At 53.4% G+C, this 12,923-nt stretch carries 9 protein-coding genes; 1 reads left to right on the top strand and 8 read right to left on the bottom strand.

The features are described 5' to 3' along the window. Nucleotides 1-69: 69 nt before the first annotated feature. Entirely contained in the window at nt 70-1,425 is a 1,356-nt protein-coding gene (chrA, locus tag IVG45_RS01155) for a chromate efflux transporter (RefSeq protein ID WP_196437884.1), read from the bottom strand. A 147-nt stretch (nt 1,426-1,572) separates the two neighbouring features. On the opposite strand from chrA, the gene IVG45_RS01150 reads away from it, so the two are divergent. Then, nucleotides 1,573-2,004: a carbohydrate-binding protein gene (locus IVG45_RS01150; protein ID WP_230874705.1), complete on the top strand. Its 432-nt coding sequence runs from the start codon at nt 1,573-1,575 to the stop codon at nt 2,002-2,004. 148 nt (nt 2,005-2,152) lie between these two features. Here IVG45_RS01150 and IVG45_RS01145 read toward each other — a convergent pair whose 3' ends face one another. The 7 genes from IVG45_RS01145 to IVG45_RS01115 form a co-directional block, all read right to left on the bottom strand. After that, a complete protein-coding gene (locus IVG45_RS01145; protein WP_196436075.1) occupies nt 2,153-2,533 on the bottom strand; it encodes a response regulator transcription factor in 381 nt (126 codons plus the stop codon). 171 nt (nt 2,534-2,704) lie between these two features. Continuing rightward, nucleotides 2,705-5,086 carry a cytochrome c peroxidase gene (locus IVG45_RS01140; protein WP_196436074.1) on the bottom strand — a complete coding sequence of 794 codons (2,382 nt, stop codon included), beginning with the start codon at nt 5,084-5,086 and terminating at the stop codon, nt 2,705-2,707. Nucleotides 5,087-5,171: 85 nt separating this feature from the next. Further along, nucleotides 5,172-7,319 (bottom strand): thrombospondin type 3 repeat-containing protein, encoded by a 2,148-nt coding sequence (locus tag IVG45_RS22935; protein WP_230874704.1) that lies wholly within the window; start codon nt 7,317-7,319, stop codon nt 5,172-5,174. 264 nt (nt 7,320-7,583) lie between these two features. Further along, nucleotides 7,584-9,887, bottom strand: coding sequence for a thrombospondin type 3 repeat-containing protein (locus tag IVG45_RS22510; RefSeq protein WP_230874703.1), 2,304 nt, complete (start codon nt 9,885-9,887; stop codon nt 7,584-7,586). 93 nt (nt 9,888-9,980) lie between these two features. Further along, nucleotides 9,981-11,111, bottom strand: a complete 1,131-nt coding sequence (locus tag IVG45_RS01125; protein WP_196436073.1) for a dockerin type I domain-containing protein — start codon at nt 11,109-11,111, stop codon at nt 9,981-9,983. Between the two features lie 226 nt (nt 11,112-11,337). Beyond that, nucleotides 11,338-11,841, bottom strand: a complete 504-nt coding sequence (locus IVG45_RS01120; protein ID WP_196436072.1) for a hypothetical protein — start codon at nt 11,839-11,841, stop codon at nt 11,338-11,340. A 36-nt stretch (nt 11,842-11,877) separates the two neighbouring features. Further along, entirely contained in the window at nt 11,878-12,507 is a 630-nt protein-coding gene (locus IVG45_RS01115) for a hypothetical protein (protein ID WP_196436071.1), read from the bottom strand. Between the last annotated feature and the right edge of the window lie 416 nt (nt 12,508-12,923).

Here is a 12,923-nt window from a genome sequence, read left to right as displayed (position 1 = left end):
CGAAAGCAACCAGCCCTCAAATATAAATGCCAAGCGTCTCGACCGCCTGATTTATCTCATGCCGCAAACTCAAATCAGCCAGCTGTTAAGCAAAACCATTAGAAGTCCCAACCCGCCGGAAGCGGCGATAACCGGAATGACGCCGACTTTGTATCGAAACAAGGCCCATGCCGCGCAGGCAAAAATCATTACGGCGACTGCATCGATCGAGCCCTGGAAGCCTTGCGGCCAGAATACATGCCAGCCGAAAAACAGCGCCAGGTTCAGGATCACGCCGACCACGGCGGCCGTGATCGCGGTCAATGGCGCGGTGAAGGTCAGATTTCCGTGGGTCGATTCGACCATCGGCCCGCCGATCAGGATGAATAGAAAACCGGGCAAAAAGGTAAAATAAGTCACCACCAGGGCTGCCAGGCTTCCGGCCCAAAACAATTGATCCGGGCCGAGCAGGGCTTGCGACCAGCCGGCGACGAAGCCGACGAAGGTGACCACCATGATCAATGGACCCGGCGTGGTTTCGCCCAAGGCCAAGCCATCGATCATTTGCCGGGCCAACAGCCAATGATATTGCTCGACCGCGCCCTGAAACACGTAAGGCAATACCGCATAGGCGCCGCCGAAGGTCAACAATGCCGCCTTGGTGAAAAACCAGCCCATTTGAGTCAAGGCATGCGTCCATCCAAGCTTTATTGTCAGTATCGCCATCGGCGCCAGCCACAGCAAGGCGCCGATACCGGCGGTCATCAGCGCGCGCAAACCGTTAAATCGGGTATGCGCCAGCCTGTCATTGTCATCTATCAGTGCCAGGCCGAAGGTTTTATCGAGTCTGGCCGAGCCGCCACCGATTTTGAAGGTTTCCGGGGCCAAACGACCGCCGCAAAAACCGACCAATGCCGCGATCAGAATAATCACCGGGAACGGAATCTTCAGCATGAAGATGGCCAGAAACGACAAACCGGCCAACGACCACAACGTTTTATTCCTTAGCGCGCGCGAACCGATACGATGCGCCGCCTGCAACACGATAGCAGTCACCGCCGGTTTAATCGCATAAAACACGCCGGCTACCCAAGCCAGATCGCCAAACGCCAGATAAACCCAGGACAGTCCGATCAATATCAACAACGACGGCAACACAAACAAGACTCCCGCAACTATGCCGCCCCAGCTTCGGTGCATCAGCCAACCGATATAAATCGCCAATTGCTGGGCTTCCGGCCCAGGCAACAACATACAAAAATTCAAGGCATGTAAAAAGCGCCGCTCGGAAATCCAGCGCCTTTTTTCGACCAGTTCATGATGCATCACCGCGATTTGACCGGCCGGCCCGCCGAAGCTTATGAATCCAAGCTTCAACCAAAACAGAACCGCCTGACTGAAACTCAATGGCCGAGGCGAGACGTCGTTGGAAAACGGTGTCTTCATCATTTTTGCCCTTAATGTTCGTTTATCCAATAGACTGTCGACATACAATTTTTTCACCCAAGGCCGCCGAACATTTTTTCGGCTCACCCTCAGGAGGTTACTCCCATGCGCAAGCGTATCATCTCACCCTCTCAGCCGGAATCGATTATGGCAGAACCGGATTGGCTCAACCTGGACAGACTGGCGGAAGTGGAAGTCAGTTCGGAAGATCCCGACTTTCCGATCGAATCCGCCTTGCTGCCTGGCTTGAATGATGGCTGGCGCGCGTCCGAAGCCGGAAAACAAACCATACGGCTGATCTTTACCGAGCCGCAAAGCTTGTTTCGGATTCGATTGGAGTTCGTGGAAACCGAGATTGAACGCCGGCAGGAGTATGTTTTACGCTGGTCGGCGGATGCGGGGCAAACATTTCAGGAGATTGTGCGGCAACAATGGAACTTCAGTCCAACCGGTTCTACCCAGGAAATCGAAGACTATCGAATCGAATTGAACCAGGTCGGCATACTGGAATTGAGCATTGATCCGGATGGCAATGACGGTCAGGCAATTGCGTCGTTAGCCCGACTACAACTTGCCTAGGAATTTGGTTGGAAATAACCTGTTTTTTGTAATTGGTATGTCGCCGGCGTAGGAGGGGCTTTAGCCGCGACGATAAGCCTTAGGCGCGGCTAAAACCCCTCCTACACAGCCCCTTCCGGGAAAGTTTGTTACCCAGCGTTTGCGCCGCTTAGGTCTGACATTCGTGTTGCAACGCCAACTGAATACGTTCCAGCAACTGATTGCTGGGAATGGGTTTGATCAGAAAATCTACCGCTCCCGCTTTCATGACACGGGCTTTTGTGGCCATGTCGCCATAGGCGGTCAAGAAAATAATAGGCAACCGAAACTGCCGCCGGATGAGTTCGGTTTGCAGTTCCTCGCCGCTCATATTCGGCATGTTGAGATCGAGCAGCACGCAACCGGGCTTACCCGGACAATAGTCCCGAAGAAAGTGCTCGGCGCTCTCAAAAGTTTGATAAGCAATCCCAGCGGCATCCATGACCTGCCCAAGACTGTCGCGTACGGCATAGTCATCATCAATGATAAAAACGCAGGATTCAGTGTTCATGTCTGTTAAAGAGTAAGGTAAAGCGGATTGGCATCCGGTTAAAGCGTTTTCGTGCCATTTAGTGCCAATCACACGGCAACTCAAGCAAGCCATATCGAATATACTCACAATTAAAGCACATTAGCCCATTTTGTGTTGTTGTTTACTTGATTTAACCCAGTCTTAATTATCTTAACCCGGTGGTTTTAGAAAATATTTTTTCAAAACTCCCGCATCCAGGTTATTGACTACACCATCGCCATTAAAATCGGCATGATCGCAGGTATCAGACGCCGGATTGGTGTTGGTACTACACAAAAACACCAACTTAAAAATCCCCGAATCCAGGTTATTGGTCACATTGTCGTTATTCAAATCGGTGTCGCAGACATTGCCAAATCCATCGCCATCGCTATCCCGCTGGCTATTTTTACCGCTATCGGCGATGACCGGCCCATTGGCCACAGTCACGCAGTTGTCTTCCGAGTCAATCCGGCCATCGGCATCCGCATCGACCATCGGCGCATCGAGAAAGTTTTTTAACGGAGGCAAACCTTTTGCCGAACGTCCCGCGGCCCCGACGGCTGGCCTTTCCACCCAACTTTCGGTGGCGATACCGTTTCCGCTGTCCTTAACCATGACATTATCGCCATCATGCCCGTTTCTAACCAGCAATTGAGGATGGTCAAACGGTGCTTTTTCCCAACGCACCCGCTCATCGGTGAGACTCAGCAGAAAGTCGAGCAAGTCGGATTCGTCTCCCACCGTCAGAGACAGATTGGTGATATTTTCATCGAGGTTACTTTTGTTTGCGGCAAAACCGGTCGTATCGCCGCCGGTAGCCGGCACATCGCGGCGGTCACCGCCTCGCCGGTAAAAATCGATGACCTGCTCCAGCGTTGCGGTGCCGCCGTTATGAAAATACGGGGCGGTTAAATCGATGTTACGCAAACCCGGCACTTTGAATGCACCGTCAACGGCGACCGGAGCATTTGGCGGTACTTGGCAAAAAATAGTCAGTGTGCACAGGTCAAGTTCAAAAATCTTGGCACCGGTATTGGGATCCAAGATGGTGAATTCGGGAATAATCACCTTTTTGATATTATTGACCACGCTGACTTGGCCATGCTGCTGGGACAAACGGGTAAAGGACAGTGGATAGCCAAAAGGATCCACGCCACCGGTGCCAATATCTTCAGCGCTGGGCCTGACACCGATATTGTAGAAGCCGTTGTCATACTGAGCCGTGAATGCGGTGCGACCGTTGAAAATATCTCCGACATTCATGAATTCCATCACGCCTTGAGCGCCGAGGCCCTCCTCCCTGATCGACAATACCCGGTTAGCGGCGCCGGTGAATTCCGGCGCGTCATGACAAGCCGCGCACAAACCGTGGCCGGGTAAAATTTCCGTTGTGGTAAAACCTTCGATCCTACCGGGACCGTTAAATACCTGCATCCCATGAACCTGCGCCGGCGTAAGAGCATTGCTATTGCCTTCCATGAACCGATCGAACGGCGTGTCATCGGAAACCAGCGTGGCTTCATACAATTGAATCGCCAGGCCCCAGAACAAGGAGAAATTGGCCTCTATCTGGCTGTAACCGCCAAAATCACCCGAAACATCCCACAGTTCCGGCTGGAATGCCGCCTGTATCATTTGTAAATAACTGAGTTTCAAACCCTTGCCGGAAGCGGCGACATGCGGTCCCAAGACGCTGTCGCCGGCATCGACTTCCTGCAAGCCCAACGGCACTATCCCAGTGTGCAGCAGTTTTTTGCCTAGTTGCGCAAACACTCTGCCATTGCACATCATTTCGACCGCGCTACCTGGAGGACCTACCGCCTGCGATGCCAAACTGGAATTGATCAGCCTGACCGGTTCCCGGATCACGCTACCGTCGGGCTGGCGCATCCAGATGCCGGCCGAGGCATTGCTGGGGCCAAACGGATCGACACCGTTAAACACGTTATTCGCCCTGCCATCCCAAAAGTTACGAAAATTGAACACGGCATTGATGACCGAAGGCGAATTCCTGCCGGTTACTTGGCGCACATTGATACCGCCGACCTGGAAAACCGAATCGGGAACCGTCGAACAATCTTCCTGGCCGACACCGGGAACGATGTCGTTAAACCGCCCCGACGGCACGCCGCTGGAACCGACCACATCATTGCTATCCTTTGTCACGAACGAATTGCGATCGAATGGGTTCAGCAGTTGGTGAAACGGGAAATCGGCGCCATCCAAGCTGTAATTGGCTCCGCCGGCATCGCCGCTTGCCGTCTCGTTAAAGCTGTTGTCGCCTCCGGCCTGCCCCGGATTCAGGGAGTTTTTGATCCGGTTATCGGCGCCGGCATGAAAGTGACAGCTGGCACAGGCCTGACCGTCACTGCCCGATTGCATATCCCAGAACAAGGCCTTGCCCAGCAGTATCGCCATGGCTTGATCCCGAACATAATGGTTCAACCCCGGCACGGGCGGTATCGCTACCGCTTTCAGAGAAACAGCCGCCCCGGCATTGCAATATAGGCATAGGCTGACCGCGACGCCGATAAAATTTCGAAGTGTCATTTCGATCTCCTCAAGTTTTTACACGATGGACAATTTTTTGTTTTTCCACCGTAAGTGGATAGAAACATCATGCCCGCGCTGATCTCTAAGGCCCTGGCGGCAGTAGATAATATTGTTTGGAAATACCTACATCCAGGTTATTGACTACGCCGTCTCCATTAAAATCGGCATGGTCGCAGCTATCAATTCCGGGGTTGGATACGCTATTGCACAGATACACGGACTTTAAGATACCCGTATCCAGGTTATTGCTGATTTGATCGTTATTCAGATCGGTGTCGCAGGCATTGCCAAAGCCATCGCCGTCGGTATCGCGTTGGTCCGGATTGGCGATTAACAGGCAGTTATCGGACCCATCATCAATGCCGTCATGATCGCTATCCAGCGCGGAACACTCTTGGATGACCGGAACGGGCGGCTCGACGGGGATTTCGGCGGGATCAACTGGCGGCCATTTCAATACGCTATAGTTCCCGTTGAATTTGGCTACGGCGGGGTCGACATAGGAAAGAACCCGGTTCTGTACATTGCTTAATGGGCTGGCATTGTAGAAATTATTAGCCGGATAAAAGGAACCCGGAATATTGGCCTGGGTGCGCGGATCTAATCCGGAAAACGGATAGGGATCCAGCGGCTGAGGGCTTGATTCGCAATCCGGATTACCATCATTGTTGCTATCGATACAGCCGCCGGGGCTGAGCCGGCGGTCCAGAGTCCAGGGCAGGCCGGCAAAGATAAAAGGCGTTCCGACCTTATCCAGATTGATCTCGACGAATTCAGGGGCGGTAATGCCTCCCAATCCCAGGCCCAGAGGAAATAAGTATTGGCCGTTGCTGGTCTGGTTTCCGGCAATATCCAGTGTGATCAACTCCGGGTATTTCATGCCATGGCCGGTACGGGCAAAAATCTCGCGCGGAATCGGGCTTAATATGGCGAATTCCTCCGCTTGCCTGCCGCCGAAGGGGCAGACGGCGTAACCACCCGCGGTGAGTTGCGCGCAAGGAGATAAAGTCAGCGCGCTGGGAAACAAAAAATCGACGTCATATTTGATCTTGATAATATCTCCGCCGCCATTGATACCCAGACCAATCCCCTGGCGGGTGCACATGCCTTGGCCATTGAGTAGGTCGCAGCCTCTGACCGAGGCCAGCGGGAATTTATGCGGCTCATTATTGCCGGGGTCATAATGTACCGACCAGTAATCCACGTCACCGGGAGAAAGGGTGCTGAAGCCTATGAACAAGGCCCGCGCGCGTTGGTTCTGAAAGCCCATCGCATCGATTCCAACCTCGCTCAAAAACACATAATCCGGTTGGGTCGGATCGTTTTTGGTCCCCAATGCTTTTGATAGCGTCAGCTTGTAGACCGATAAAAATTGAACGCCATTCACCGATTCAAAATTACCACTGGCGTTCAGGTGATCGCCTACCCGTATCGGCGCGAATCTACGTGAATCATCGACCGGTTGGCCACCATTTATGCTGCGGTTGGTTTCAGGGCAAAGCAGATCGCCGGTGCCGTCCTTCAGTGACTGTGCAGTCAGGGTTTCGGTCGTGATGCCGTTGCGGTTTAAATCCAGTACATCCGCAAAACTTCTCGCCTTGGTACTGGGTATGCAGGCCGGCATGCCGGTGGAAAACACAACGACGTAGTTATCCGAATCCAAGCTAAAACGCGGGTCCGCGCTGCAGTTAGGCGCCCCGGCCTTACAGCCCAGGCCTTGTTGAATGCTGTGGCGGCCGTCCGGATCGTTCAAGCGTAGCATGACCCCTGTTTTAGGATCGTTGGGCAGCCCATTGATACGCAGATAACCATCGCTATGATCGATATAGCTGACCACGCCACTGGTGGTTCCGGTGCCTTTTTCCAGAAATACGTCACCGGCTATCAGATTGCCGGCATTGGTACGGTTGGCATGGATAGTGGCAAACCCCCGATTGCCGCCGGAACAGCCATCGGCCTTGGCTAGGCCGGATTCGCTCGCGGCCTTGCAGTTTGCCGGCGCCTGTTCAAATATCTGTTGCAGCGTCAAACGGTTTGCCGGCAAATCGATCAGCAAATTGCGCGGCAGGATAATGCTTTGCCCTCCCACGATCAGCAATCCGCCGGACCAATGGTCATTCGGATCGTCAAGCGTTAATCGTTCGATGTCCCCGACAATAAGCGCATTGGTTGCCGAGTGAGCCGAAAAGCCGACCGTCAGCAGCAATGCCGCGATGAGTCTAGCGCCCATGCGTTTTATCGAGTGCCTTTTTTGAAAATGCCGGATTGATATAGTCATTTTAAAATTCCCGTCCGAAGCCAGATATAAGTTGGAATTTATGCTTTAGTCGTTAATATCGGTAAAACCATCACCGCTAGGCTTGCCGCCGTGCCATGGTCATTGGTCATTCTGTTGCTGTTTTGTAAAACCATTGCTGGAACAAACTAGCGCCGAGATCGGAAAAATGGGTGATGCGCATCCTTGATGCACCACCCGACTGGATAGTCCTTTCTATTAGTGCGCGATAGTGGAAGGTCCCGGCGCTTTCAGGAAGTAGCTCCGTATGATGCCGGCATCCAGATTATTGACCACATGATCTCCGTTGAAATCGGCATCCAGGTTTCCAGTCTTGGAGAAATCCGCCTGAAACAAGCCCGTATCCAAATTGTTCACCAGGCCATCATTGTTCAAGTCTGGGTCGCAGGCATTACCGTAGCCATCGTTGTTGGTATCTCGTTGGATGTGCATGCCGCGGTCGGGAATCAGCGGACCGTTAGCGGCAGTGGTACAGTTGTCCAGGCTGTCCGGAACCCCGTCCGCATCGCTGTCGGCAGCCTGAGCCTGTTCTATGCTGCACATCAATGGCACATCCTCGGTCGGGGTGATGGTTTGCAAGGACGGATCGACCGGTGCCCAAGTCAGCAGCGTGTTGTTGCCGTTGAATTTGTTAAGCCCTGCATCGACGAAAGAGTACACCCGGTTGCTCGCATCCGCGAGGGCAGTGGCGGTGTAGTTCGGGTCGTTATAAAACCCACGCGGGCCGTTATTCACTTGGTTGCGTGGCTCGTAGCCTTCGAAGGGAAAAGGTTCCAATGGCTGGGGTGTAGCCTCGCAGTCAACGATGCCATCGGGCGGCACGGAGCTGTCGATACAACCGCCGGGACTCAAGCGGCGATCAAGGTTCCAGGGCAAACCCGAGAACGGAAAGGCGGTTTGCATTGCGTTGAGGTCGATTTCGTTGAACTCCTGAAAACCGATTCCGCCCAGCCCCACTCCGAACGGAAACAGGTACTGGCAGCAAGGCGCCTGTTGACCATTGATATCCAGTGCATAAAGCCCCGCTCCGCTGTGTCCGGTACGGAATTGGACCTCGTGGGGAATAGGACTCATCACCCCCATCTCGTTAGCCAACGCTTGATTCCCGCCGGGGCAGATGTCGAGCGCGCCGAAACGCGGCGAGGCGCGCAATTGTAGGCAGGGTGACAGTTTGTCCTTGGTTGGCTGACTAATGAAATCCACGTCATAACGAATCCGGAAGATGTTCCCCCCGGCACCGACCAGACCCAAACCCGCGCAGGTACCGGGGCCTGCCGCATTCTCGCAGCCCTGAACCGAAGCCAATGGAAATTCGTGGGGCTGGTTGGTAACCGGATCGTAATGGATGCTCCAGACATCCACATCGATCGGAGCCAGTGTACCGTAGCCGATAATCAGGGTACGGGCGCGCTGGTTGAAGAAGGGCGCCGCGTCTATTCCCACTTCATCGGGGAACAGATAATCCGGCTGAGTGTCGTCGGGCTTGGTCGACAGTGCAACCATGACCTTCGTGGTATGGGACGAGAAGAAGCGGACACCGTCGACAGTCTCGAAGTTACCCTCGGCGGTAATGTTGTCCCCTAGCATTATCGGCGCGAAACGTCTGGAGTCGTCCACCGGCGTGGTCAAGGGATTCCCCGGCCGGTTGCTGGTTGGGCACAACAGATCGCCGCTGCCGTCCGGATTAGCCTGGAATGTCAGATTCTCAGTGATATTGCCATTGTTGTTGAAATCCAGCACATCGATAAAACTTCTCGGTTTGGTACTGGGTATGCACAACGGATAACCGGTGGTATAGACATTGGTATAGTTGTCGCCATCCAGCGTAAAACGTGGATCCGCACTACAGTTGGGACCGCCCGCGCAAGCCTTACCCTGCTGGACCGTGTGGCGACCATCGGGATCGTTGATCCGCACCATCACCCCGGTATTGGGATCCCCCGGTTTACCACTCAGGATGAAATAACCCTCATCGTAATTAATATAAGTGACTTCGCCGGAGGTGGATTCCAGGCCTTTCTCGATCAACACGTCGCCGGCGATGATGTTCCCGGCGTTGGTATGGTTGGCGTGGATAGTGGCGAACCCGCCGGCACCTTTGGTGTTGCATGAGTCCGCCTTGGCCAGGCCGGACTCGCCGTTACTTACGCAGGCGCCTGGCGCTTGCGCGAATATCTGTTGCAGGGTCAACCGGTTGGCCGGCAAATCGATCAACAGATTGCGCGGAATGATGACATTTTGGCCGCCCACCACGAGGGTGCCTCCGGACCAATGGTCGCCGGGATTATTCAGAGTCATACTCTGAATCTCGCCATTGATCAGCGCCTGCGTGGCCGATTGAGCCGGCACGCAAACGCCAAGCCCCAAACCCATCGCCAGACACAGCGCGGTTGTCCTGGAACGGGTAGACTTTGGAATGCTACCGAATTCGCCCGCCCAGCCTACCGGCAGCGCTAACGAAGATAGCGGTTGAGCATATTTCAGAGAGATGAAGCGTTTCATTTTATTCTCCTGTGAATTAACGGCCACCCCACCACGAGATCGCATAACTTGGCGGAAGGCTTAGGGACTCCGCTGAGCCGGCTTTGGAGGGTATCAACCCGGTGGTTTTAGAAAATATTTTTTCAACAGGCCCGCATCCAGATTATTGACCACGCCATCGCCATTGAAATCGGCATGATCGCAGCTGTTCAATTCCGGATTGGCTTGGGGTCGGCACAAAAACACTGTCTTGAATAGGCGTGCATCCAACAGATTGGTGACATTGTCATTATTCAAATCCGTGTCGCAAGCATTGCCGAAGCCGTCGGCATCGGTGTCGCGTTGATTGGCGTTGACGATACGGGAACAGTTATCGGTAATATCCGGGACTAAGTCCCTATCGCTATCCTTGGCGATCCTGCCGGCACCGGCAAACAATTCGGTTTCGATACAATCGGTCAGATCGGCCGCATCGTCACCTAAGGTAGGGTCCGCGCATAGATTGCTCGAACCTAAGCCGACCGGCCCCTCAATCCGGAAAAAATTGGTATTTAGCGGACTGCCGGTCATCGCATGAGGAATATTGGGATCACCGATATATTCATTGCCAAGTTGATCCAGCACTGGAACCGGCTCACCATCCAGGTCGGCCCATCTTAAAAAGGGGCCGAGGTTCGACGATAAGGCGCCAGTAAAATCCGCCGGTGGTAATGCATTTGGAATACCGATTTTCTCGGTTACATTAACCGCGCCTTGGCCTTCCGGCACATTTTCAAAGCTTACCTGGCCGAATGGATGGGTGACTTTCAGCGTCGCGCCAGCTATCGGGTTGTCGATGCGAATGTGAATGCGGCCATAACTGATATTTTCACCGGAGGCCACATCCCTATCCCCTTCCAATGCCATGTCTAGTTGAGCACTACCGATGCGGGTGGATAAACCGGCATCGACACGAGTCCAGAAGGTTTCAGTCTGATTCGGACTCGACGGCTCATTGTTTGCCATCCGGCATAATAGATTGGCCGGAGCCGAGGCATTGACCGCCGTTGGGTCCGCGCACAATTCCAGACTAATGCCGGCACTATCGCGGTACCAATAAGGATAATCGCCGACGGGATTAACCGGGCCGACGGCGTCGAGAGCGGCCAACGCACCGCCGGAAACGCCGGCCGTGACCAATACCACGCATAACCGTAATACTTGGCATGATCGACTGGCTGGAAATTTGAGTGAATTTGTTTGCATAGATTCCTCCTTTGAGCAATATGAGGCTGAACGGCTTGAGTTACTGAGTTGATTTATGGAACGAAGGCCTCGGCGGTTCGGGATACATCGCTGATGGCTTGTATCCCGAACCGATAGTTTTGGCAGCGTTGCTAAACGCCCGCCCCTGTCTAACATAATTAATCAGTTGCAATGTTCGCCCGCACGTTTGTGACTCACTTTTATGAAAGGCCAGAGCCTCTACTTGTTACACAACCGCACTCTTCTTAAGTCCGCCGATCGATACCCAGCCAACCAGTGCCGAGCCCATTAGCCAGATTGCCGCTGGCACGGGGACGGGTAATATTACTGGCGCGACCTCGGTTCCGACTGAGTAAGCACCGCCCGAAAATCCGGTACCGACACCCGAGACCAGATAGCTATGCGGTCCTCCGGTTAACCCCAACAAGGCCGAAACCGAGTCGATGTTGATACCGGCCGCAATATCAAAAATCGCGAAATTGGATACATAGATTGGGCTCACGCTAAAACTGAGATTCGCTGTTTCGCCCTCGGCAACATTAAGCTCCCATAGATGGGAAAATTCCGAGGCGGGCGTGATGACAAAGCTTCCACCGGTCCCTTGATAAGAAAAATCCGGAGCAAGATTGGTGGCATTGCCACTGACGTAGCTCGTCGTGGTAGAACCGCTGGCGACCATCGGCGATGCCAGCAAGGCACCTAATAAAACGATTGAGTTGAAAGTTGACATAAAATTCTCCTGTGGGATGTCTATTCGGCTTGAAGGTTAAACCGCGTAGGATTTTCTGCGGCCAAGGCACATCATTCCCAACAGGCTACTGCCGAATAAGACCAGAGCGGGAGGCACGGGCACTGGTGTAACTACAGCCACTGGGGTTACCGTTACCGACCCACCGATTCCGAGAGGCGTGACATCGACCAAACCCGAGCCATCGGCCCAGACATCTATGCCGGAAATACTGATAGATGTATCCGACCAACCCGGTTGGACGAAGTCAAAGACCAATTCGGCGATATCGAAATTCGCCGCAGTGGTACCCGTGAAAAAACTCGACACCGAAAAACCAGTCAGGGTACCGTTTACATTGTTGATAGCTCCCGTGTCGCCAAAAAACTCATCGCCAGCAAACAACGAAGTTACCGTCGTCAACTTAAGAATGCTGGCGTCCCAACTGACGCTTAATCCGCCTCCCATGGAACCCTGAGTGGCGCCGGACGAAGTATCACCCACAAAATCCCGCCCGACGATCTTGATGGTGACAGGCGCCTCGTCCTGAGCGTAAACCGGATTCAAGGGATCAAAGGTAACGATGGCGGCACCAGCCATATCCATTTTGAAAGACAATGTCAGGCAGGCGGCTGTGTAAGCAATGTTGCGCAGTGTATTTTTCAACATGATGACTCTCCAAGATTTAATTAACGATAGATAACTCAAGCATTCAACGATCCCAGGGATGTTCCTAGTCTCAAGAGACCGATCCCCGCCGGTAGCTCCCTCAAAACAAACCGGGCCAAATTGCCCAACCGAGTAACAAGCAGACCGCGGCTGTTCTTATGTCGCCGAAGGCTACGGACTATCCCGGTCGGGAAATTTAAGCTTGGATAAATCTTAGATCGACTTGATGACGCGAAGAAATCCGTACGACTACTATCAGTGGAACTACTGATAGTAGTCGTACGGATATACGGGCAGCCTAGGAAATGTACACTGGCCGCTAATGAAAAATGCCGGAGGTGTTATGGCTCGGCATTTAAAACGGCCCCGTCAACGCTTTGATCAACTCTGATCAACAACTAGATCTTGTTTCTTGG

The organism is Methylomonas sp. LL1 (genome assembly GCF_015711015.1).
GTDB lineage: Bacteria > Pseudomonadota > Gammaproteobacteria > Methylococcales > Methylomonadaceae > Methylomonas.
This window is presented reverse-complemented; position numbering and strand designations above follow the sequence as displayed.